Source organism: Streptococcus suis (assembly GCA_002831545.1).
Lineage (GTDB): Bacteria > Bacillota > Bacilli > Lactobacillales > Streptococcaceae > Streptococcus > Streptococcus suis_P.
In genome coordinates, this window is the sequence record CP025095.1 from 607,953 (window position 1) to 629,685 (window position 21,733).

Consider the following 21,733-nt stretch of genomic DNA (forward strand, 5'->3'; position numbering starts at 1 on the left):
GCGAGGTCGTGAATAATAGATGAATGAGGAAGGAGGAGAGAATGAAGAAAACCAGAATAGTTGAAGGTTTGAAAACATTCTGCTCAACCTTCTTTTCTTTTTATCGTTCTGCTGATAGCGATGTAACAAGTGTTGCAGTAGCTTACTATTTGTTAATTTCTATTTTCCCTATTCTTCTAACTCTTGCGAATTTACTGCCATATTATCCATTTGATGTGGATATGATTTTATCGGTTGTAGCTGAATTTGTGCCAGACAAGCTCTATCCTTCGGTTTCATCTTTTATCACTTCTGTATTAACAAAGCCGTCGTCATCATGGTTAGGGATTTCAATTCTGACAACTCTTTGGACCCTGTCACGTAGTATGACTATTTTGCAGAAGGCCTTTAATAAGGCTTATGGCATCAATGAACACCGTGATTTTATTATTGGGCACTTGATTGGCATATTTTTAGGAATTGGTCTGCAGGTAATTATCCTCTTAAGTATTACGCTTTTGACTTTCGGGCAGGCAGTTTTTTCTTATATTAATAAGCTGGTTCCTATTGAAGACGCCTGGCTGAAGGGGCTTCTTAGTCAAACACAGTTAGTAGGTTTAATGGCTCTGTTTGCCGCCTTGGTTATGCTTTATTTCTTTTTGCCAAATGTTCGGATAAAAAAAGTTCGATATGTTTTTCCAGGAACCTTGTTTGTTCTGTTGACGATGACTTCTATTGGAAAGTTATTTTCGATTTATGTTGATAATTATGCTAATAAGTTGCTGGATTTTAGAATAGTAACAGCTGTCGTCTTTCTTGTTTTTATGCTTTGGTTCATTTTTATGGCTCAAGTACTCATCATTGGTGCAATGATTAATGCTACGGTTCAAAGTATGCAGGTAGAAGAGTTTCATGCTAGAGATGGGGATATTGTTTCTATCTTGAATAGGCTAAAGGCAAGATTTACAGCGATAGATAAAGAATGAAGCAGGAAAATCAAGCTATATATAAAAATGAGGTTCCGTTGGAGCCTCATTTCGTATTTTTAAAGATAAAGAGTTTGCTCAAGAAATAGTTGACCACAATGACCAAGACTTGAGAGAAGAGAGTGGAAATGGCGTTGACAAGTGTCAAATCATGGTTGACAAACTGCCCAATCAATTGTGGGTAGGCTTGTACTAATAAATAGGCTAGAGCCATATCCATGACCAAGGTCGCGATGCGGGCAGATACAAACTTGACCAATCGCTGAGGCCAACCCTCTCTGGCTTGTTTGAAAACGAAACGGTCGTTGGTCCAAAAGGCAAAGAGGATAGCTACTGCATTGGCTAAAAGAGTTACTAGCAGAATGGATGGGATGAACAGAAAGAGTCCCATACGGGTAATCATATAAACAAGGGTTGCTGCCACACCTGCAATCAAATAGAGAATAACTTCGTTATTGATGAGTTGATAAAATAGTTTTTTCATAGGACTAGTCTATCATTTTTAGAAAAAATATGCTATACTAATCAACGTTGTTGAATTTTCAATGACCCTTGGGGCTTGCTCACTTTACCCAAGCATATTTTAAGCTTTTTCGCTAAAGGAGAATTTTATGAATACATCTAATAAATGGACTGCCAGAGATATGGCAGAAATTGCTCTTGTCGCGGCGATTTATGTCGCGCTTACCTTGACGCCGCCATTGAATGCTATTTCCTTCGGGGCTGTTCAGTTTCGTTTGTCTGAAATGCTCAATTTCTTGGCTTTTTATAATCGTAAGTATATTATCGCTGTGACCATTGGCTGCATGATTTCCAACTTGATTGGTTTTGGTGTGATTGACCTCTTTGTGGGTGGATTCTCGACATTAATCTTCGTTACGTTGGGAGTTATTCTGTTTGAAAAATACAAGAAGGACTATCTATTCAGTGGATTATTTAACAAGGCTTTCTTTTATTTCTCATTCTTTTTTGCGGCAACTATGTTTACCATTGCTTTAGAATTAAAAGTCTTATATGATTTACCATTCTTTCTAACTTGGTTGACAACAGCAGCAGGAGAATTGCTTTCTCTATTAGTTGGAGCTGTTGTTATCGATAAACTATCCAAGAAAATAAATTTTGAAAAGTAAGTATACAATAAATGTGAGCAGACACTTTCGGGTGTCTTTTATTTTTAGGTCGCATTATTTTGTATTGATTGACAATTTAGTTTATACTGGGGATAGAAGAAATAGGAGGTCTTTTATGACAAGATATACGTTTTCAAATGGTGTAACTGTTCCTAAAATTGGTTTTGGAACTTGGCAGATACCCGATGGTGAAGTGGCGTACGGTGCGGTTTCTTATGCATTGGAAGCTGGTTATCGCCATATTGATACTGCTCAAATCTATGGCAATGAAGCTAGTGTTGGTCGAGCTATAGCTGATAGTGGCCTAGCTCGTGAGGACATTTTTTTAACAACTAAGGTTTGGAATGATAAGATTGGCTATGAAGATACCCTTGCTTCAGTAGAAGAATCCATGCAAAAACTTCAGGTGGATTATCTGGATTTGTTACTGATCCATTGGCCAAATCCCAAGGCTATTCGCGACAGCATTGGCTGGAAAAAACGAAATGCCCAGGTTTGGAAGGCATTAGAAGAGCTCTATCGTGCTGGAAAAGTGAAAGTAATTGGAGTTTCTAACTTTATGGAACACCATCTAGAAGCTTTGCTGGAAACAGCTGAGATTATCCCGATGGCTAATCAGATTATGTTAGCTCCAGGAACTCTTCAGTCAGAATTAGTTGCTTACTGCAAAGCCAAAGGGATTCTCTTGGAGGCCTATAGCCCATTTGGTACAGGAAGCCTTTTCCAAAGCCAAGAAGCAGCCGATTTGGCTAAAGAAGCTGGTTGTAGTGTTGCCCAGTTAGCATTGGCTTGGTCTTTAGATAAAGGCTTTCTCCCTCTCCCGAAATCAACTAGTCCAGAAAATATTAAGGCGAATTTGGAAATTGATGGCTTGGCTATTAGTCCGACAGCAGTTGCAAAGTTGGATAAACTAGAAGGAGTAAAAGGTCAGTTGGATCCTGATTTGGCAGAATTTTAATATAAAAGAGTATGTTGTCACTGCAGCATACTCTTTTGTCATCTCCAACCTACCGCTTTCATGTTATAATAGTAGCTATGGAAGAAAAATATTTGAAAATTGCTCAGGAATTGGGCGTTAGTTTAAGACAGATTGATACGGTTCTCTCTTTGACAGCTGAAGGCAATACCATTCCCTTTATTGCTCGCTATCGGAAGGACGTGACGGGGAATTTGGACGAGGTGGTCATCAAGTCTATCATCGATCGGGATAAGGCTTTGACTGCTCTTGCTGACCGTAAGGCTACCGTCCTTGCCAAGATTGAAGAACAAGGTAAATTGACGGACCAGCTCCGTCAGGCTATCGAGGAAGCAGAAAAGTTGGCAGATGTGGAAGAACTCTACCTGCCTTATAAGGAAAAACGTCGGACCAAGGCAACAGTGGCGCGTGAGGCAGGACTTTTCCCACTGGCTCGCTTGATTTTACAGAATGTGGCTGACTTGGAAGAGCAGGCTGCAGGTTTTATCTGCGAGGGCTTTGACACTGCCCAGGCTTGTTTGGCTGGGGCTGTGGATATTTTGGTCGAAGCGATCTCAGAAGACAATAAACTTCGGGCCTGGGTCTACCATGAAGTGCAGACCAATTCAAGCCTTACTTCAGAGCTAAAAGATCAAGAAGCAGATGAGAAAGAAGTCTTTCAGATCTACTATGATTTTTCAGAGAAAGTGGCAAAAATGCAGGGTTATAAGACCCTGGCCATCAATCGTGGGGAGAAATTAGGCATTCTCAAGGTTTCTTTTGAACACAATGTGGATAAAATGATCCGTTTCTTTGAGCTACGTTTTCCACAGTCTAATAGCTACATTAAGGATGTCATTCAGCAGGCCATCAAGAAGAAAATTTTGCCTGCTATGGAGCGTCGGATTCGAACAGAATTGACGGAAGAAGCAGAAGAAGGGGCTATCCAACTCTTCTCTAAAAACCTACGAAATCTGCTCCTTGTATCTCCCCTTAAAGGCAAGGTTGTCCTTGGTTTTGACCCTGCCTTTCGAACAGGGGCCAAGCTAGCAGTGGTAGATCAGACTGGAAAACTCTTGACTACGCAAGTCATCTATCCTGTGGAGCCGGCTGGTCAGCGACAAATTGCTCAGGCCAAGAAAGACTTGGCAGACCTGATTGGGCAATATCAGGTGGAAATCATTGCTATCGGAAATGGAACGGCCAGCCGTGAGTCTGAAGCTTTCGTCGCTGATTTACTCAAGGACTTCCCTGATGTTTCTTACGTCATCGTCAATGAAAGCGGAGCTTCTGTTTACTCAGCTTCTGAACTGGCGCGATACGAGTTTCCAGACCTACCTGTGGAAAAACGCTCTGCCATTTCCATCGCCCGCCGTCTGCAAGACCCTTTGGCTGAGTTGGTCAAAATCGATCCCAAGTCTATCGGTGTCGGCCAGTACCAGCACGATGTCAACCAGAAGTCTCTGTCTGAAAGTCTGGATTTTGTGGTCGATACGGTGGTCAACCAGGTCGGGGTCAATGTCAATACGGCCAGTCCTGCCCTTTTGGCTCACGTTGCTGGTCTTAACAAGACAATTTCGGAGAACATCGTCAAGTACCGCGAGGAAAATGGTGCCCTGACCTCTCGTCAGCAACTCAAAAAGGTGCCTCGTCTGGGTGACAAGGCCTTTGAGCAGGCAGCTGGTTTCTTACGCATCCCAGATGCGATTAACTTTTTGGACAATACTGGCGTGCACCCCGAGTCTTACAAGGCTGTGGAAAAACTGTTAGAACTTCTAGCGATTGACCACTTAGATGAGGCTGCGCAGGAAAAATTGAAGCAGCTTGCTATCGCAGATACGGCAGAAAAAATCGGTGTCGGTCAGGAAACCTTGAAGGACATCGTCGCAGACTTGCTCAAGCCAGGTCGTGATTTACGGGATGACTTTGAAGCACCAGTCCTTCGTCAAGATGTCTTGGATGTTAAGGACCTAGTAGTTGGACAGGAATTGCAAGGTACGGTCCGCAATATTGTGGACTTTGGAGCCTTTGTGGATATCGGTGTCCACGAAGATGGCTTGGTTCACATTTCACGCATGGTCAAACGCAAACGGGATAAGAATGGACGCCAACAAGCCTTGCCACATCCAAGCGAAGTCCTCGCCGTTGGGGAAATCGTTACTGTATGGGTGGTTGAAGTGGATATCAAACGCAACCGAATCGGTCTTAGCCTTTTGAAACCAAATGGATCTGAATAAGTATGTGCAAGAAGTCTCCTTGCAAGACTTCGGTAAGGAATTTCGGCATGTAGCAATCTGGAATAGGCGACTACGGTCAACGGGTGGTCGCTTTTTTCCAAAAGATGGCCACCTAGATTTCAATCCCAAGCACTTGGAGGAGCAAGGTTTAGAAGTCTTTCGGAAGATTGTCCGCCACGAGCTCTGCCATTACCATCTCTACTTTGAGAAGAAAGGCTATCGGCATGGAGACAGGGATTTTAAAGAATTGCTGGCTGCGGTGGACGGCCTGCGCTATGCTCCCAAACTGGAACAAGCTGCCAAGCCAAGCTTGCTGTATACCTGTCAATCCTGTGGACAAGCCTATCAGCGCAAGCGCCGCATTGACCTAAAAAAATACCGATGTGGGAAGTGTAGGGGCAAACTTACTTTGAAAGAATAGAGAATCAGTCTTCGGGCTGATTTTTTTGTGGAGAAATGTGATATACTAGAGTAGAATTGAGGTGAGTCTATGACGCAAAAGAGAGAAGAACGCTTAATTGAGTTATATGAAAAAGGTGTCTTGACCAAGGAAGAGGCGCGTGCCTGTTTTAAGGAAATGAACCAAGAACCAGACTTTCTTTTCGTGGAAGAAAAAGTAAAATTGAATTTTACCTTGCCAAGTTTTAAGGTCTTTGCTTCCTCCAAATTGAAACAATCCTATAGTTTTGAAGGGATTGAATCACTCTTTTTAAAATTATCTGAGGGACGTCTAACTTTGGCTAAGTCTAAAAATAATCAGATTAGTGTGGAGATTTGCTACAATCAAGATGCACCAGAAGATAAGCTTCCTCGTCTTTATGTTGAAAAAAAGGGGCTTTATTTTCACAGTAGCTTGGCCTGTCGTTTGACAATCAACTTGCCTCAGGAATGGATGTCGGTGCTGGATTTGGAACTTGGTCAGGCAGATGCTCGCTTGGATTACTTACCATTTGAAGATATTTCTATCCGCAGTTCAAGGGATAAAAAACAACAGGATATTCGCTTGACGACTTGCGGTGGTTATCCCCAACACTTGTATGTGCAACTAGCTCAGGCTCCCTTGACTTTACAAACTGGCAAAGGCCAGGGAATTCGGGGGCAGATTGAGTCACCATCTGGTCAGGTTTTGGTCAACCGAAAAAAGAAAGCCAGTCCCTACCAGTTTGAAAAATCTGGCAATGATTTACTTTTCTTGAAGGTACAAACAGGTCAAGGAGGCTTTTACGTGAAAGGAATAAAAGATGTCAATTGAATTGTATAAAGTAAGGCAGGGGAAGATAGTATCAGGGGTTCTTGCCGGCATAGCGCATAAATTGGGCTGGGAATCCTGGGTAACACGCGCGATATTTATTGCAGGTCTCCTCTTAGGCAAATCCTTCCTCCTTCTGATTGCTCTCTATATTGCAGCAGCTTATTTTTTACCTTATAAGGAAGATAGAGACGCGGAACGCTATGGAACAGGTCCACGTAAGATAAAAGAAGCGGAAAAGATAAATAAGTCTTGATTTGAATAATGCAAAAAAACTTGAGTTTAAAGGCTCAAGTTTTTTTGTATGCTTATACTCAATGAAAATCAAAAGTAGCCTAGGAAACGAAGTCGAAGATAGAACTCTGTTACTATCTTATTTCAAGGTAACAGGCTGAAAACCTCCACTGGAGCTTTTCACTCATCAAGGCAAGTTGACAACGGATAATTTTGATTTTCGAAGAGTATTAGTTCGCATGACTGGCGATGATGTTCATTTGGCCTGTAAAGGTCCAGTCTGTCACATTGGCTGGTAAGATAAAGTGGCTTCCTTTTTGAAGTGGGTAGCTGGTTTCACCGACTTGGATGGCACCTTCCCCTTCAATGACACTGACAAGCAGGTAAGGAACTGTCTGTTCCATTTTAATTTCTTGCTGGATATTCCATTTATATACGGTAAAGAAGGGATTGGCAACCAGAAGTGTCGAGTCAAGATTGCCCGCTTTGAGGTGGGCAGGTGTTGAGTTAGCAACAGGTCCGATGGTCAGTACATCAATCGATTTCTCAATGTGTAGTTCACGGAGGTTGCCTGCATCGTCACGGCGGTCAAAGTCATAGACACGGTAGGTTGTATCACTGGATTGTTGAGTTTCTAAAATCAGGATTCCCTTACCGATGGCGTGCATGGTGCCGCTTGGTACAAAGAAGAAATCACCCTTTTTGACGGGTACATGGGTCAACAGCTTGTCCCAATCTCCAGCTTCGATTTGCTGACGGAGTTCTTCTTTGGATTGGGCATTGTGACCATAAATGATTTCAGATCCGTCTTCGGCTTCCAAAATGTACCAACATTCTGTCTTGCCCAGTTCCCCTTCGTGAGCCAAGCCATAGCTATCATCGGGATGAACTTGGACGCTAAGCCAATCGTCTGCATCAAGGATTTTTGTTAATAATGGAAAGACATCATCTGTTGGATTGCCAAATAAATGTTTTTCATTCTTATAGAGGTCATCTAGTCCTCTTCCTTTAAATTGACCGTTTGAGACAGTAGTTACGCCATTTGGATGGGCAGAAATAGCCCAGCATTCACCAGTCTTATCACTAGGAATGTCGTAGTGGTAGTTGGTCCTTAAGCGATTGCCCCCCCAAATTTTTTCGTGCATAACAGGTGTGAGAAATAATGGTTCCATGATGTTCTCCTTAATAGTAAGTATTAATCTATATATAGTATAACAGATTTGTCAAAAATATGTAGCAATGGAAGAGAAGTGCATTTAATCTGTGGAAGTTTTGCTAATTTTGTGAGAAAAAGGAAGAAACTCATTCTTTTTACCAAATCAGCCACTTGTTTTTCCACCAACCCCTTGCTTATGGTATAATATAATAAAACTGAAAGTGAGGGAAGAAATGACCGTTTATGTGAAAGATTTGGTCGATAATCTGCGGATTGAATGTGCTTACAGTACGGAAGAGCTCCTGCAAAAGCAAATTACGACGGCAGATATTACCCGACCAGGATTGGAAATGACTGGCTATTTTGATTACTATGCTCCAGAGCGCATCCAGTTGATGGGGATGAAGGAGTGGTCTTATTTGATGGCCATGACTGCCCATAACCGCTATCAGGTTCTTTCTCAGATGTTCCAGCCAGAAACCCCTGTTGTCATAGTGGCACGTGGCTTGGAAATCCCTGAGGAGATGTACAAGGCTGCAAAAGAACAACAAATTGCTATCTGCCGAAGCAAGACAGCAACCAGTCGTCTATCGGGAGAATTGTCTTCTTACTTGGATAGTCGCCTGGCTCAGCGGACGAGTGTACACGGTGTCTTGATGGACATTTACGGTATGGGAGTGCTTATCCAGGGTGATTCTGGTATCGGTAAGAGTGAGACTGGTCTTGAGTTGGTTAAACGAGGACACCGATTGGTGGCTGATGACCGTGTTGATGTCTATGCAAAAGACGATGTCACTCTCTGGGGTGAACCTGCGGAAATTCTGCGCCACTTATTAGAGATTCGAGGAGTCGGCATTATCGACATCATGAGTCTATACGGTGCTAGTGCCGTGAAAGATTCATCAGAAGTGCAATTAGCTGTCTATCTTGAAAATTTTGAAACAGGTAAGGTATTTGACCGTTTGGGAAACTCTGGCGATACTATCGAAGTAGCAGGAATTGCTATTCCACAAATACGTATTCCTGTAAAAACCGGTCGAAATATTTCTGTCGTAATTGAAGCAGCAGCCATGAACTACCGTGCCAAACAGATGGGGTTTGATGCAACGAAGATCTTCGAAGAACGCTTGTCTAATTTAATTGAACACAATAGAGAAGAGGCTTAATATGGATCCTATTGCAATTAAATTAGGGCCCTTAGAAATTCGTTGGTATGCAATCTGCATTTTGCTTGGTCTGATTCTAGGTGTTTATCTGGCGACAAAAGAGGGTCCGCGAAAGAAAATTCGTCAGGATGATATTTTAGATTTTATTCTAATCGCATTTCCGCTTTCTATCATAGGGGCACGGATTTACTACGTCGCCTTTTCATGGAGTGAATACAAGGATAATATTTTATCTATCTTTGCTATCTGGAACGGTGGTATTGCCATCTATGGTGGTTTGATTACAGGTGCAATCGTCCTTTATTTCTTTACCCAGTATCGCTTTATTAATACCCTGGATTTTTTGGATATTGTAGCGCCATCGGTCATGATTGCTCAGGCAATTGGTCGTTGGGGAAATTTCTTTAACCAAGAGGCCTATGGTAAAGCAGTAGAAAGTTTGAACTACCTGCCAGCCTTTATCCGAGACCAGATGTATATTGATGGTGCCTACCGTCAACCAACCTTCTTGTTTGAGTCTCTCTGGAATTTGCTAGGCTTTGGCTTGGTTTGTGTGTTACGTAGACGGCCAAAATTCCTTAAACAGGGAGAAATAACGGCTTTCTACCTAGTCTGGTATGGCTGTGGTCGCCTTTTGATAGAAGGTTTGCGGACGGACAGCCTCATGTTCTTGGGAATACGTGTTTCACAATGGCTATCTGGGGTGTTAATCCTCGTTGGTATTATCATGGTTGTTTTGCGGAGAAGAAAGTCTTCTATTCCATTCTATCAACCCTAAAGGAGAAGATATGATTATTGAAATTTCTGTCTTGATTATTGCCTTGTCGATCGCGGCGGTGGCAGTATATATTGTTTTGTTGTTGAAAAAATTGGGTACGGTGACGGATGAAGCCCAGCAAACGCTTAAGGTCTTGACCAGCGATGTCAATGTGACTCTCTATCAGACCAACGAGCTTTTGGCTAAAACCAATGTTTTAGTCGAAGATGTAAATGGCAAGGTTTCGACCCTTGATCCTCTTTTTGTAGCAGTAGCTGACTTGTCAACTTCTGTATCTGATTTGAATGCTTCAGCGCGTGATTTGACAGTTAAAGCTAAGTCTGCTGGAGCAAGTACTGTAAAAGCCGGCGGAGCTCTTTCAGCTCTGTCAACTCTCTCATCTCTCTTAGGTAAGAAAGGAGAAAAAAATGGTAAAAAAATCTAGTAGCGTGTGGACTAGCCTTTTGTTAGGGGCAGCAGGAGGAGCTGCTGCAGCTGCCTTTCTAGCAAGTAAAACTGGTAAAACAGTCAAAGAAAAAGTTGTAAACTTTGCTAATGACTATAAAGAAAACCATGAAGAAATCAATGCTGATTTTGTCACTAAGGCACAAGATTTAGGCAAACAAGCGACTGAACGATTTACTGAAGTAAAAACTCAACTTGAAACTGGTGAATTGACAGTAGAAGATTTGGTCAAGTCTGGTAAGGAAAAATCCTTGGAAACCTTTGAGCAAATCAAGGAAAAAATTGCGGAACAAAACTTGTCAACGGCTGACATTTTGGAAGCTATCAAGGCAAAAACTGCTAAAGCTCCGACAGTGGATTTGACAGAAGAAGATATTGAGGATGCTGTAGTTGTGTCTGAAGATATTGAAATTGATATCGAAGATGTTCAAACTGAAGTGGTATCAGAAACCGTTTCAGAAGTAGCAAGCGAAACTGCCTCAGAAACAGTTGAAGGATAAAATGAAACTAGCTTAGAATTTTCTAGGCTAGTTTTGTTATCTGATTATCATTTGTTTTGTGTAAATTAAAAGCAGATAATTTTAGGGATTTAATATGTTTGAATGGATGAAGACGGGAATCTATAATAAGGTAGTTGACGTTTCAAAATAGTCAAAATGATTGACTATTTTTCTTTTTTTGGTAAAATAGTAAAAAATATTGACTAACATGATTACAGGAGGAAGTCGTTGTGAAAATTGTTGTTGTTTTGAACACTAGTAGACCAGAGGCTTTTGGCAAGGTGATTGTGCTGAATAGGGAGGAAGATGATGACAGAATTGAGACAGCGGAGTAAGGACTTGGCCCGTATCTTTGACCAGCAGGTCGGGCTCTACGAGGGTTATGCACGGCGGCAGAGCCTCAACGGCAAGTGCCTATCGATCCTTATGTGGCTTTATTATAATCTCGGAGGTTTGACACAGAATTTGGTCAGTAAGAAGACTTACTCTAGTAAGCAAGTGGTCAATGCCACTATTAAGAAATTTCTGGATAAGGGCTATGTCTTTTTTGAGGAAAATCCAGCAGACAAACGGCATAAGAAGGTCAAATTGACCGAGGCTGGCCGTGTCTATGCCAGTCGGATTTTGGACCCCTTAGAAGAGGCGGAAAAAACAGCCCTGTCCCAGTTCAACTTGGAAGAACAGGAGCAGTTACTGGACCTCTTTGGTCGCTATGGCCAGGCCCTGACGGAAATCTTAGGAGGAGAAACGAATGATTGATTACCAAAATGTGTCCTTGACCTGTCAGGTCAACGGGCCAATCTTGAAAAATTTGACCTTTGACATTCAAGAGGGAGAATTCTTTGTCCTGATTGGGCCAAGCGGGAGCGGAAAAACAACGACGCTGAAGTTGATCAACCGCCTGATTGAGCAGACAGACGGAGATATTCGGATTCAGGGCAAGCGGCTGAAAGACTTTGACCTACGTGAGCTACGCTTGGAAACTGGCTACGTCCTGCAACAGATTGCTTTATTTCCAAATATGACAGTGGCTGAAAATATCGCTCTTATTCCTGAGATGAAGGGCTTGAACAAGGAAGAAACCTTGAAAAAATCCAGACAACTCTTGACCAAGGTAGGTCTGGATCCAGACAGCTATTTGGACCGTTTGCCCAAGGACTTGTCTGGCGGAGAAAAACAGCGGATTGGGATTCTGCGAGCGATCATTGCCAATCCCAAGGTTTTGCTGATGGATGAGCCTTTCTCAGCCCTAGACCCTATTAGTAAGGGGCAGTTGCAGGACTTAATCAAAGGCTTGCATGAAGAGTTCAAGATGACAACGGTTTTCGTCACGCATGATATGGACGAAGCGGTTAAGTTGGCAGACCGTATCTGCTTGATGAAGGTAGGAGAAGTGGTCCAGTTGGGCACGCCTGATGAGCTCCGCAACCAGCCTGCTAATGACTTTGTTGTTGAATTTATGAAAAATCGGGGAGGTGCCTAATGGATCAGTTGGTAACAACCTTTCTGGAACGCAAGGCGGACTGGCTGACAGCCCTCTTTGAGCACCTGCGGATTTCCCTTCTGGCCTTGATTATTGCTATTGCCATTGCGGTGCCACTGGGCTTGGTCTTGTCTAACAAGAAAAAGCTGACTGAGTGGAGTTTGCAGGTGACAGGCGTTTTCCAGACCATTCCCTCCTTGGCACTTCTGGGGCTCTTCATTCCCTTTATGGGTATCGGAACGCTGCCTGCGGTGGTGGCCCTGGTTATTTATGCCATCTTCCCCATTTTACAGGGGACTTTGACGGGGCTTTCGGAAATTGATCCCTCGCTGGAAGAGGCTGCGACGGCTTTTGGAATGACCAAGCTAGAAAAATTGCGTAAGTTTCAGTTGGCTCTGGCCATGCCTATTCTCATGTCTGGTATTCGGACGGCGTCCATTATGATTATTGGAACGGCAACGCTTGCTGCCTTGGTCGGTGCAGGCGGTCTAGGCTCCTTTATCCTTTTGGGAATTGACCGCAATGACTCGGCCCTGATTTTGATTGGGGCGGTGTCGTCGGCAGTCTTGGCAGTCCTCTTTGGCTCAGTCATCAAGTTCTTGCAGGACAAGAAGCCTCGTACCATTCTAGCGGCTCTCTTAGTGACACTTTTGGCAGTCGGAGCTAGCTATGTTCCGCTCAACCAATCGTCATCGAAAAAGCTAGTCATCGCTGGGAAATTGGGGGCAGAGCCTGAAATTCTTATCAATATGTACAAGCTTTTGATTGAAGACCAGACGGATATCGAGGTGGAGCTGGAGCCAAACTTTGGCAAGACCAGCTTCCTCTATGAAGCCCTCAAGTCAGGCTCGATTGATATTTACCCTGAGTACACTGGTACCATTACGACCACTCTTTTGACTAGTCCGCCGTCTGACCTGTCCAACAATCCTGAGGAGGTTTATACCTACGCAAAAGAAGCGATTTTGGAGCAGGATGGTCTGATGTATTTAGCACCAATGGCTTTCCAGAATACCTATGCTTTGGCTGTAACGGAAGATTATGCTCAGAAAAATGGTATTGAAAAGATTTCGGATTTGGCAAAAGTGCAGCAGACAGCTGTTGCAGGCTTCTCTTTGGAGTTTAATGACCGTGAGGACGGGAATATCGGTCTGACCAATCTTTATGGGCTCAATCTCAATGTCAAAACCATGGAGCCTGCCCTTCGCTACGAAGCTATTAAAAATGGAGATGTGCAGCTAGTTGATGCCTACTCAACGGATAGCAAGATTGTTTCTTACAAGCTGAAAATCCTGGAAGACGACAAAGAGCTCTTCCCTCCCTACCAGGCTGCTCCGCTATTGACCAAAGAAACCTTAGACAAATATCCCGAGTTGGAGCAAGTCTTTGGGGCTTTGGCGGGCAAAATATCGACCGAGGAAATGACTCAGATGAACTATGCGGTCGATGTGGAAGGCAAGTCGGCAGAGCAAGTGGCGGGGGAATACCTCAAGAAAGAAAATCTACTAAAATAGGAGAAAATCATGACTAATCAACTAGAAAATGCTAAAAATCTCTATCTCCGTGGCATTCGCGATGGGGAAATCAAGGAAGTCCATGAGCACTACATGGGTTCTACTTACACCCAACACAGTACGGGTGTACCTGATGAGAAAGAGGGCTTTGCGACTTTCTTTGAGGATTTTTTCAAACGCAATCCCAAGCGGGAAATCACCATTGTTCGTGCCATTGAAGACGGAAATTTTGTCTTCGTCCATGTCCACCAGAAACTCAATGACGGTGAGGCTGAGTGGGTGACGGCGGACATTTTCCGTTCAGATGAAAATGGTTGTATCGTCGAGCATTGGGATGTCATCGATGCCTATCCAAAAACCATTGGCCAAACAGACCCGATTTATGCCGACTTTGAGTTGACAGACCTAGACAAGACTGAGGACAACAAGAAAATCGTCCGTCGTTTCTTGGTTGATGTCCTTCAAAATGGGGAAATCGAGAAGTTTAACGACTATGTGGCGGCAGACCTGATTCAGCACAACCAAGAGATTGCCCAAGGCGGTGCGGCCTATAAAAACTATCTGGTCGATAAGGCTGTTAACTACGACTTTGTCTTCAAGGTGATGGGACAGGGTGACTATGTGGTGGCTTATTCGAAAGTCTGGATTGCAGGTCAGGACTACGCCCACTTTGACATCTACCGCCTCAAAGACGGAAAGATTGTCGAGCACTGGGACAACAAGGAAGTCATGCCAGAGAAAAAAGACTTGACAAATCTTGGGAAGTTTTAAGGGAAAAAAGCAGAGCAGGCAGTCTCGTTTGAGAAAGTCTGCTTTTTCAATTTTAAAAATATTCCTTTTATGATATACCGCATATTTATACAATTGTTGAAAGAATATGGTACAATAAGAGCAGGATAAATAAAAGTAGGAAGTCTTATGAAATTACCACGTTTTGGCGTTGAGGAATGGCTGAATGTCCATGAAAACAGCGCGATTTATGATATAGCAGGGGTGTCCATTTCTTCATTGACTTTGGAGGAACTATTTGCTTTGTCGGGCACCAATCCTGAGGATTTTTATGAGAAATTGCAGGGCACCAAGCTCAACTATGGCTGGATAGAAGGTTCGCCAGCATTTAAAGAAGCTGTCAGTCAGCTCTACGAACAGGTCAGTCCCGAACAAATTCTCCAAACCAATGGGGCAACAGGGGCCAACTTACTGGTTCTCTATAGCTTGATTGAGCCAGGGGACCATGTCATTTCTCTCTACCCAACCTACCAACAACTCTACGATATTCCAAAGTCCTTAGGAGCGGAAGTGGATTTGTGGCAGATTGAGGAAGAGCATGGCTGGTTGCCAGACTTGGAAAAACTGCGTCAGCTCATTCGTCCTAACACTAAGATGATTTGCATCAACAATGCCAATAATCCAACTGGCGCTGTCATGGATAGGGCTTATTTGGAAGAATTGGCGGAAATTGCTAGTGAAGTTGGGGCTTACATTCTATCGGATGAAGTCTATCGTTCCTTCTCCGACTTGGATATTCCATCAATCATTGAAGTCAATGACAAGGGTATTGCAGTCAACAGTCTTTCTAAGACCTATTCTCTGCCAGGTATTCGTGTCGGCTGGGTGGCTGCTAATCTTGAAGTAACCGATATTCTGAGAGATTATCGGGATTACACTATGATTTGTGCAGGTGTCTTTGATGACATGGTGGCCCAACTTGCTCTGGCATCTCGCAAAGAGATTTTGAAAAGAAATCGGCGCATTTTAGAAGAAAATTTAGCTATTTTGGACCAATGGATTGAGGAAGAACCCCTCGTTTCCTATATCCGTCCAGCGGTTGTTTCCACCAGCTTTGTCAAGATTGCTGTGGATATGCCTATGGAGGAATTTTGCTTGCAACTACTGCAGGAATACGGTGTTCTTCTAGTGCCTGGCAATCGATTTGAACGTGACGGCTATGTCCGCCTGGGCTATGCCTGTGAACAAGAAACTCTAATCAAAGGATTAGAAAAATTATCTCAATTTTTAAGAAGATTTGATAACAAAAACTAGCTCAGGTGGTTGAGCTAGTTTTCTTTATTTTCAGTTGTATTTCTTTGGAAAAGTTTCCGCCAATCTGGTAGAGAGATTTCAGGGCTTGGAATGGAAGTGCTAATATTGTCCCTCCAGATTTGATAACGGGTATCAAAGAGGAGCCGAATGAGTTTGTCTACCATTTCAGCTTCTTCTGGAGCTATTTCTTTTCTCAGTCGGTCAATTTCTTGTAATTTCTGTAGGGGCTTTACCGTGATGTCGCTAAAACGTTCAATTCCTGCTTTGATGAAGATGCCGAAAAACAAATCGAAGAAGTCTCGTAATTCATCGTCTGTTAGACTAGCCGTCCAAGTTTTTAAGGCTTGGTTTGTTTGTAGGCTATCGCTGGTCAGGGCAGGGGCTAGTTTGAAGTCGCTTCCGTCAACCTCCCAAGAAAAACTGATATGTTGTAGAATGCCGAGGGTATTACTCTGAACAATCTGAGCATTTTCTGGTGTTTCCAACATCATTCCTACAATAGAATTTTGAGGAATGATAGGGTGGATACGGTCTTGGATGTTTTTGTAGCCAGGGGCATCTAAATGTTTTTTATGAAGTCCAGGTGCATCAAAAGGATAAATAGCAAGGATGCGTTCTTGCAACTCAGGAGCTTGCTGGCTGGCAGCATAAAGGGCTAAATTTCCACCTTTTGAATGCCCAGCGATATAGAAATTTCCATTTTGACTAGCCATCAGCTTTTCTAGATAGGCATTTGCAGAACGTTGGGCAGGAATTTCATCCATATAGGTCATGTGGAAATCTTCCTTCCAACCGATAATAGTGTCGTCAGTCCCTCTGAAGCAAGTCACAATCGTTTTTCGGTCAATGCGATAACTAATTGCTGAAAACTGCTTTTCCTGTTCCAACTGATAATCGTCAACGAAGCCAAATGCCTTGATAGATTTGAAGCGTTTGGATTTGGCTAGAAGTCCTAGTAAGGCTAGGCGGTTTTTGGTCACCATAGAAAAGGGAGGGAAATTATTTTTGTAGGTCTCTTCAAAGGTCGCTGCCAACCGATCAAGTCGTACACCATTTTCTGTAAAAGAGTAGGGAACCAGATTATCAAAAGGGAGGTAGGAAAGTTCGGTCAGAGCCAGAATATCTAGCTTATTGATAGGTTTATCATAAAAATTATCGTATTGAGTTTCTTCAAGATAGGTCAATAAATTCGGCATAGCAGTCCTTTCCTTTTTTATCTAGTATAACGAAATATGCTTGGTCTGACAAATCTTAGTTTGAGATTGTTTGTTAGAAAAATCGGACCATTTTGTGATTTATAGGCTATAATATATAGTATATATGAAAAAGGGAGAGAGCGATGCAAAAGATTTTAGTTATCGAGGATGATAAAACGATTAGTCAACTAGTTGCTAAAAACTTGATAAACTGGGGTTATCAGGTTCAAGAGGTCCAAGATTTTCAGATGGTTTTGGAACAGATGGAAGAGTTTCAGCCCCATTTGATTTTGCTGGATATTGGTCTGCCGTTTTTCAATGGCTATTACTGGTGTCAGGAAATTCGCAAGACATCCCGTGTGCCTATTATGTTTCTGTCTTCCCATGACCAGCCAATGGATATTGTTATGGCGATCAATATGGGGGCGGATGACTATGTGACCAAGCCTTTTGAAATGACGGTGCTTTTGGCTAAAATACAGGGGCTTCTCAGAAGAACCTATGACTTTGTCGGCGAACAAAGTTTACTCTGGTTTGAAGAAGTTTCCTTGGACTTGAAGACCATGCAGGTGTCCTATAAACAGGATGTAGAGGAATTGACCCGAAATGAATTTCAGATTTTACGGGTGCTTTTTGAACATGGCAAGGAAGTCGTCAGCCGTGAGGAGCTGATGAGAGAACTCTGGAACAGTGATATTTTTGTGGATGACAATACTTTGTCGGTTAACATTGCTCGCCTGCGTAAAAAGTTGGCAGAACTGAATCTGCCAGATGTGATTGCGACCAAGAAAGGAGTAGGCTACGGCCTGGTGTGGACACATGAATAAGGATGATTTTGGCTCATTAGTACCAGGATTTTTGACCTCATGGCTTGGTCATCGCTTGATTTTTCTGATAGCCTACGCCGTTTTTGCTGTGGCTATTCTGGCTTATAGTAGCCTCTTTGACATCCAAAGAAACTTGATTTTCTACGCCCTCACCCTACTCACTATCTGCTGGCTCCTCGCCCTCCTCTGGGATTTTTTCAGGGAATTTTCCCGCTTTGGAAAAATCTGGCGTGGTCAGAAAGTGACTACTGGGACAGCCAGTGAGCGTTTGTTGCAGGAAAAAGTGGAGCGACTAGAAGTCCAGAACAAGCTCTTGATTGAAAAACAGCGTCAGGAACAGACAGAATTAGATGACTACTACACCCTCTGGGCCCACCAGATGAAAACACCTATTGCAGCCAGTCAACTTTTGGTCAAGGAAGTAGATAGTAGTCCAGTCCGTCATCAGCTAGAAACAGAACTCTTCAAGATTGAGCAATACACAGGCTTGGTCTTGAATTATCTCCGTCTACAATCTTTCCATGATGATTTGGTTATCGAATCCGTCAATTTGGAAGAGTTGGTCAGAAGTCTGGTCAAGAAATATTCCCTCTTTTTCATTCAGGCTAATACTAGCTTGGACTTGGGGCAGTTGGATAGGATAGTAAAGACCGACAAACGCTGGCTGGGCCTGTTGATAGAGCAAATTTTATCCAATGCCCTCAAGTATTGTCAGGGGGGAAGCGTTTCGATTGTTTTGGACGGAGATGATTTGGTCATTCGTGATACGGGAATTGGGATTGCTGAGAGCGACTTGGAACGGGTCTTTGAACGTGGTTTTTCAGGTTTCAATGGCCGCAGAACCCAGCAATCTTCGGGTCTGGGGCTCTATCTCTCACGGAAAATTGCTGCGGAGCTGGGCTATTCCCTAAAGCTAAAATCAAAAGTGGGTCAGGGAACAGAGGTGCGAATCGGTATCAAAGAAGTGGAGTTGATTTTTGATTAATCTTACAAAACTGTCACGTAAATGAAAGCTAAGGCTATGGTAGTTTATCTTGGGACCGTGTAGAATGAAGGTAGAAAAAGAAAAGGAGTCAAGTTATGTCAGTTTTAGATGTTCAACACGTTCAAAAGATATACAGTTCTCTCTTTAAGGTGGGACAGGTTGAGGCTTTGAAGGATATTCATTTTACAGTGGAAAAGGGTGAATATGTCGCCATTATGGGTGAGTCTGGTTCTGGAAAATCCACCTTGCTCAATATTTTGGCAACCCTTGATAAGCCAACGCAGGGCCAGGTCTTGCTTAACGGATTGGATACCCAGTCTATCAAGAGCAAGGAAGCGGCAGCCTTTCGTCGGGAGAAATTGGGCTTTGTCTTTCAGGACTTTAACCTCTTGGATACCCTCTCTGTTAAGGACAATGTGCTTTTGCCTCTGGTTTTATCCCGCTATCCAATTGATGAGATGAACAAGCGACTCATTCATACGCTTAATAGCCTGGGAATTGCGACCTTGCAAGACAAGATGCCCTATGAGATTTCGGGTGGTCAGCAGCAGCGAGTTGCGGTGGCGCGTGCCATCATCACACGACCTGAAATTCTTTTGGCAGATGAGCCGACTGGGGCCTTAGATTCCAAGTCCTCTGCAACCTTGTTGGATATCTTTGAGCAGATAAACCAGCAGGGGCAGACCATTCTGATGGTGACCCACTCAACTGCAGCGGCTAGTCGTGCCAAACGGGTCCTCTTCATCAAGGACGGTATTCTATACAATCAAATCTACCGAGGTGAGAGAACCAGTCAGGAAATGTATCAGTTGATTTCAGATACCTTGACACTGATGGCGAATCGAGGTGAGTAGTATGTTTGGACTAACTGTTCGATTGGCTCTGACCAATCTCAAAAAGAACCGCAGGCTCTATTTTCCCTATGCCCTAATGACTATAGTTTCAACAGCCATTGCCTATATTTTTGCCTCGCTTGCCTTTCATCCTGATTTAGGTCGGGTCAAGGGAGCCGATGGGGTAACCATGGTATTGGGCTTCGGTATGATTGTGGTCATGTTGGCGGTTGCCATCATGGTCTTCTATGCCAATAGTTTTGTCATGAAGCAACGGTCAAAAGAGTTCGGTGTTTATAGTATTCTAGGCTTGGAGAAAAAACACCTCCTCCTGATGACTTTTCTAGAAAACCTGGTCTTTTCAGTCGGTACCATTCTAGCTGGCTTGCTCTTGGGACTGGCTCTAGATAAACTCTTCTATGCGCTCTTGCTGAAAGCCATGCAGATGCCTGTGGTCCTGGCTTCAACCTTCCAGTTGAAAAGTCTAGTCACTGTACTTATCTATCTCTTTGGGATTTTTGCCTTGGTCAGCCTCTTTAATATTGGAAAACTGGGCTTGACCGACTCACTCAAACTGGTCCAAGGTAAGAAGCGTGGGGATAAGAAATCAGGCTTACTCTGGCTACAGACCCTCTTAGCCCTTATCCTATTGGGGGCAGGCTATGCTATTGCTCAACTAGTGACCAGTCCGATGCAGGCTATTCCAAGTTTCTTTGGAGCAACTCTTCTGGTTATCCTTGGGACCTACCTGCTCTTCCACGCAGGTGTTATCAGTCTCTTAAACTGGCTAAAACAGCGTCAGACCTATTACTACAAGCCAGAGAATTTCATTTCTGTATCCAACTTGATTTTCCGTATGCGGAAAAATGCTCTGGGTCTTGCGACCATTACCATCCTCTCCAGTATGTTCTTGGTGACCATGGTTGGAGGGCTCAATATTTACATCGGTGGCAAGGATTATATTGCCAATCAAAATCCAAATGACTTTTCGATTGATGTTGGAATGCAGCCAACCACTTCAAAAGCTCAAACGGAGAAGTGGGAGGAGTGGGCGGAAGCTATCTTAGAAGAGAAGGATATTCCTATTGAAAGTAAGGTGGGCTATCCTTACCAGCAAGCCTATTTTTCTGAGGTGACAAACCAGCAAGTAAGATTTTTGACGAATGAAGAAGCCGCTGGTATGGATTTCTCTGACCGAGTTGGGATCGGTTTTGTCCTTGAACAAGCCAGCTATGAAAAGATGACGGGAGAAAAACTCCAGTTGGCATCTGACCAAGTGGCCATTTATAGTAAGGGAGTCCAGTATCAAGCTGGTCAAACCCTCACCTTTGATGAAAAGGAGATGGAAGTTGCCCAAGTCTTGCCCAAGAATGTGACTTTAGGACATCTACCAGACCATGGTTCCTTCCTTCTCAGCCAATATCTGGTCATTGTTGTTCAAGACTTGACAATATTTGAAAATCAAGCCGAAAATCGCTATTATATGGGCTTTGAAAGTAGTCTACCAGAAGAAGAGCAGGTAGATAGCCAGGAGATCTTCTTATCCAGTACTTTTGAAAGCGAACTGTGGAGCTCTAATATTCTTCCAGATGGGACCAACTCGATTAGTCTCGCCTACCGTGCCTATGCGATGCGTAGTTTCTTCAGTTTTGCAGGTTCACTTTTCTTCATCGGCCTCTTGCTTTCACTCATCTTTTTGATGGCGGTGGTGCTGGTGATTTACTTCAAACAGATTTCAGAAGGCTATGAAGACAGAGACCGCTTCGTCATTATGACCAAGGTTGGTCTGGATGAGGACCAGACCAGACAGTCCATTCGCAAGCAATTGCTGACAGTTTTCTTCCTGCCTATCCTACTTGCCTTTGTTCATCTAGCCTTTGCCTACAAGATGCTCTCGTCTATCTTGTTGTCTATCGGCGTGGTCAATGCAGGGCTTATGCTGCAGGTGACAGCAGGCATCTGTGGTGGCTATCTCCTCCTCTACCTAGTGGTCTATGCCATCACAACACGGTCTTATAAACAGATTATTTCCTAAACT

General features: G+C 43.3%; 23 protein-coding genes, 1 pseudogene and 1 riboswitch. Of the genes and pseudogenes, 21 read left to right on the forward strand and 3 right to left on the reverse strand.

The features are described from left to right. Positions 1-41: 41 nt before the first annotated feature. On the forward strand, positions 42-965 hold the full coding sequence (locus CWM22_03125) for a YihY/virulence factor BrkB family protein (GenBank protein AUC90973.1): 924 nt from the start codon (positions 42-44) through the stop codon (positions 963-965). Between the two features lie 46 nt (positions 966-1,011). Here the strand turns inward: CWM22_03125 and CWM22_03130 are convergent, their stop codons facing one another. Beyond that, a complete protein-coding gene (locus CWM22_03130; GenBank protein AUC90974.1) occupies positions 1,012-1,449 on the reverse strand; it encodes a GtrA family protein in 438 nt (145 codons plus the stop codon). A gap of 28 nt (positions 1,450-1,477) precedes the next feature. After that, a riboswitch (PreQ1 riboswitch) is annotated at positions 1,478-1,579 on the forward strand. On the opposite strand from CWM22_03130, the gene CWM22_03135 reads away from it, so the two are divergent. From CWM22_03135 to CWM22_03165, 7 genes and pseudogenes are all read left to right on the forward strand, one after another. Continuing rightward, positions 1,577-2,095 carry a queuosine transporter QueT gene (locus CWM22_03135; protein ID AUC90975.1) on the forward strand — a complete coding sequence of 173 codons (519 nt, stop codon included), beginning with the start codon at positions 1,577-1,579 and terminating at the stop codon, positions 2,093-2,095. (Overlaps the previous riboswitch by 3 nt.) A 115-nt stretch (positions 2,096-2,210) precedes the next feature. Then, positions 2,211-3,053, forward strand: coding sequence for an aldo/keto reductase (locus CWM22_03140; protein ID AUC90976.1), 843 nt, complete (start codon positions 2,211-2,213; stop codon positions 3,051-3,053). Between the two features lie 77 nt (positions 3,054-3,130). Further along, positions 3,131-5,287 (forward strand): RNA-binding transcriptional accessory protein, encoded by a 2,157-nt coding sequence (locus CWM22_03145; protein ID AUC92829.1) that lies wholly within the window; start codon positions 3,131-3,133, stop codon positions 5,285-5,287. Then, the gene (locus CWM22_03150; GenBank protein AUC90977.1) at positions 5,274-5,708 is read left to right on the forward strand and encodes a SprT family protein; all 435 of its coding nucleotides are present in this window, start codon (positions 5,274-5,276) and stop codon (positions 5,706-5,708) included. Before CWM22_03145 ends, CWM22_03150 begins: the two co-directional genes overlap by 14 nt. 69 nt (positions 5,709-5,777) lie before the next feature. Beyond that, positions 5,778-6,539, forward strand: a complete 762-nt coding sequence (locus tag CWM22_03155; GenBank protein ID AUC90978.1) for a hypothetical protein — start codon at positions 5,778-5,780, stop codon at positions 6,537-6,539. After that, positions 6,529-6,792, forward strand: coding sequence for a hypothetical protein (locus CWM22_03160; GenBank protein AUC90979.1), 264 nt, complete (start codon positions 6,529-6,531; stop codon positions 6,790-6,792). Before CWM22_03155 ends, CWM22_03160 begins: the two co-directional genes overlap by 11 nt. 61 nt (positions 6,793-6,853) lie before the next feature. Beyond that, positions 6,854-7,069: pseudogene (locus CWM22_03165) on the forward strand (hypothetical protein). On the opposite strand, the gene manA reads toward CWM22_03165, so the two are convergent. After that, a complete protein-coding gene (gene manA, locus CWM22_03170; GenBank protein ID AUC90980.1) occupies positions 7,001-7,942 on the reverse strand; it encodes a mannose-6-phosphate isomerase, class I in 942 nt (313 codons plus the stop codon). The pseudogene CWM22_03165 and the gene manA sit on opposite strands and share 69 nt — an antisense overlap. A gap of 217 nt (positions 7,943-8,159) precedes the next feature. Here manA and CWM22_03175 point away from each other — a divergent pair, with 217 nt between their 5' ends. The 9 genes from CWM22_03175 (at position 8,160) to CWM22_03215 (ending at position 15,854) form a co-directional block, all read left to right on the forward strand. Continuing rightward, positions 8,160-9,092, forward strand: coding sequence for an HPr kinase/phosphorylase (locus CWM22_03175; GenBank protein AUC90981.1), 933 nt, complete (start codon positions 8,160-8,162; stop codon positions 9,090-9,092). Further along, positions 9,067-9,870, forward strand: a complete 804-nt coding sequence (locus tag CWM22_03180; protein ID AUC90982.1) for a prolipoprotein diacylglyceryl transferase — start codon at positions 9,067-9,069, stop codon at positions 9,868-9,870. The genes CWM22_03175 and CWM22_03180 overlap by 26 nt, the downstream gene beginning before the upstream one ends. Positions 9,871-9,880: 10 nt before the next feature. Beyond that, positions 9,881-10,294, forward strand: coding sequence for a DUF948 domain-containing protein (locus tag CWM22_03185; GenBank protein AUC90983.1), 414 nt, complete (start codon positions 9,881-9,883; stop codon positions 10,292-10,294). Then, the gene (locus CWM22_03190; GenBank protein AUC90984.1) at positions 10,278-10,814 is read left to right on the forward strand and encodes a hypothetical protein; all 537 of its coding nucleotides are present in this window, start codon (positions 10,278-10,280) and stop codon (positions 10,812-10,814) included. The genes CWM22_03185 and CWM22_03190 overlap by 17 nt, the downstream gene beginning before the upstream one ends. A 309-nt stretch (positions 10,815-11,123) precedes the next feature. Then, positions 11,124-11,573 carry a MarR family transcriptional regulator gene (locus tag CWM22_03195; GenBank protein AUC90985.1) on the forward strand — a complete coding sequence of 150 codons (450 nt, stop codon included), beginning with the start codon at positions 11,124-11,126 and terminating at the stop codon, positions 11,571-11,573. Next, positions 11,566-12,297 carry a glycine/betaine ABC transporter ATP-binding protein gene (locus CWM22_03200; protein AUC90986.1) on the forward strand — a complete coding sequence of 244 codons (732 nt, stop codon included), beginning with the start codon at positions 11,566-11,568 and terminating at the stop codon, positions 12,295-12,297. Before CWM22_03195 ends, CWM22_03200 begins: the two co-directional genes overlap by 8 nt. Further along, a complete protein-coding gene (locus tag CWM22_03205; GenBank protein AUC90987.1) occupies positions 12,297-13,811 on the forward strand; it encodes a glycine/betaine ABC transporter permease in 1,515 nt (504 codons plus the stop codon). Before CWM22_03200 ends, CWM22_03205 begins: the two co-directional genes overlap by 1 nt. Positions 13,812-13,820: 9 nt before the next feature. Next, positions 13,821-14,582, forward strand: coding sequence for a polyketide cyclase (locus CWM22_03210; GenBank protein ID AUC90988.1), 762 nt, complete (start codon positions 13,821-13,823; stop codon positions 14,580-14,582). Positions 14,583-14,729: 147 nt separating this feature from the next. Continuing rightward, complete coding sequence (locus CWM22_03215; protein AUC90989.1) at positions 14,730-15,854, forward strand: aminotransferase; 1,125 nt, start codon at positions 14,730-14,732, stop codon at positions 15,852-15,854. 14 nt (positions 15,855-15,868) lie between these two features. Here the strand turns inward: CWM22_03215 and CWM22_03220 are convergent, their stop codons facing one another. Further along, the gene (locus CWM22_03220; GenBank protein ID AUC90990.1) at positions 15,869-17,050 is read right to left on the reverse strand and encodes a DUF2974 domain-containing protein; all 1,182 of its coding nucleotides are present in this window, start codon (positions 17,048-17,050) and stop codon (positions 15,869-15,871) included. Positions 17,051-17,193: 143 nt separating this feature from the next. Here CWM22_03220 and CWM22_03225 point away from each other — a divergent pair, with 143 nt between their 5' ends. The 4 genes from CWM22_03225 (at position 17,194) to CWM22_03240 (ending at position 21,730) form a co-directional block, all read left to right on the forward strand. After that, on the forward strand, positions 17,194-17,877 hold the full coding sequence (locus CWM22_03225; protein AUC90991.1) for a DNA-binding response regulator: 684 nt from the start codon (positions 17,194-17,196) through the stop codon (positions 17,875-17,877). Further along, a complete protein-coding gene (locus CWM22_03230; protein ID AUC90992.1) occupies positions 17,870-18,862 on the forward strand; it encodes a sensor histidine kinase in 993 nt (330 codons plus the stop codon). The genes CWM22_03225 and CWM22_03230 overlap by 8 nt, the downstream gene beginning before the upstream one ends. A gap of 95 nt (positions 18,863-18,957) precedes the next feature. Next, the gene (locus CWM22_03235; GenBank protein AUC90993.1) at positions 18,958-19,716 is read left to right on the forward strand and encodes an ABC transporter ATP-binding protein; all 759 of its coding nucleotides are present in this window, start codon (positions 18,958-18,960) and stop codon (positions 19,714-19,716) included. Between the two features lies 1 nt (position 19,717). Further along, positions 19,718-21,730 carry an ABC transporter permease gene (locus CWM22_03240; protein ID AUC90994.1) on the forward strand — a complete coding sequence of 671 codons (2,013 nt, stop codon included), beginning with the start codon at positions 19,718-19,720 and terminating at the stop codon, positions 21,728-21,730. Positions 21,731-21,733: the final 3 nt, after the last annotated feature.

Bases quoted from the DNA above. Each gene is read 5' to 3' on its own strand.
- CWM22_03155 (AUC90978.1), top strand. From the start codon at position 5,778: ATGACGCAAAAGAGAGAAGAACGCTTAATTGAGTTATATGAAAAAGGT.
- CWM22_03220 (AUC90990.1), bottom strand. From the start codon at position 17,050: ATGCCGAATTTATTGACCTATCTTGAAGAAACTCAATACGATAATTTT.
- CWM22_03185 (AUC90983.1), top strand. From the start codon at position 9,881: ATGATTATTGAAATTTCTGTCTTGATTATTGCCTTGTCGATCGCGGCG.
- CWM22_03135 (AUC90975.1), top strand. From the start codon at position 1,577: ATGAATACATCTAATAAATGGACTGCCAGAGATATGGCAGAAATTGCT.
- CWM22_03225 (AUC90991.1), top strand. From the start codon at position 17,194: ATGCAAAAGATTTTAGTTATCGAGGATGATAAAACGATTAGTCAACTA.
- CWM22_03195 (AUC90985.1), top strand. From the start codon at position 11,124: ATGACAGAATTGAGACAGCGGAGTAAGGACTTGGCCCGTATCTTTGAC.
- manA (AUC90980.1), bottom strand. From the start codon at position 7,942: ATGGAACCATTATTTCTCACACCTGTTATGCACGAAAAAATTTGGGGG.
- CWM22_03210 (AUC90988.1), top strand. From the start codon at position 13,821: ATGACTAATCAACTAGAAAATGCTAAAAATCTCTATCTCCGTGGCATT.
- CWM22_03200 (AUC90986.1), top strand. From the start codon at position 11,566: ATGATTGATTACCAAAATGTGTCCTTGACCTGTCAGGTCAACGGGCCA.
- CWM22_03130 (AUC90974.1), bottom strand. From the start codon at position 1,449: ATGAAAAAACTATTTTATCAACTCATCAATAACGAAGTTATTCTCTAT.
- CWM22_03140 (AUC90976.1), top strand. From the start codon at position 2,211: ATGACAAGATATACGTTTTCAAATGGTGTAACTGTTCCTAAAATTGGT.
- CWM22_03145 (AUC92829.1), top strand. From the start codon at position 3,131: ATGGAAGAAAAATATTTGAAAATTGCTCAGGAATTGGGCGTTAGTTTA.
- CWM22_03240 (AUC90994.1), top strand. From the start codon at position 19,718: ATGTTTGGACTAACTGTTCGATTGGCTCTGACCAATCTCAAAAAGAAC.
- CWM22_03125 (AUC90973.1), top strand. From the start codon at position 42: ATGAAGAAAACCAGAATAGTTGAAGGTTTGAAAACATTCTGCTCAACC.
- CWM22_03190 (AUC90984.1), top strand. From the start codon at position 10,278: ATGGTAAAAAAATCTAGTAGCGTGTGGACTAGCCTTTTGTTAGGGGCA.
- CWM22_03205 (AUC90987.1), top strand. From the start codon at position 12,297: ATGGATCAGTTGGTAACAACCTTTCTGGAACGCAAGGCGGACTGGCTG.
- CWM22_03215 (AUC90989.1), top strand. From the start codon at position 14,730: ATGAAATTACCACGTTTTGGCGTTGAGGAATGGCTGAATGTCCATGAA.
- CWM22_03235 (AUC90993.1), top strand. From the start codon at position 18,958: ATGTCAGTTTTAGATGTTCAACACGTTCAAAAGATATACAGTTCTCTC.
- CWM22_03230 (AUC90992.1), top strand. From the start codon at position 17,870: ATGAATAAGGATGATTTTGGCTCATTAGTACCAGGATTTTTGACCTCA.
- CWM22_03150 (AUC90977.1), top strand. From the start codon at position 5,274: ATGGATCTGAATAAGTATGTGCAAGAAGTCTCCTTGCAAGACTTCGGT.
- CWM22_03160 (AUC90979.1), top strand. From the start codon at position 6,529: ATGTCAATTGAATTGTATAAAGTAAGGCAGGGGAAGATAGTATCAGGG.
- CWM22_03175 (AUC90981.1), top strand. From the start codon at position 8,160: ATGACCGTTTATGTGAAAGATTTGGTCGATAATCTGCGGATTGAATGT.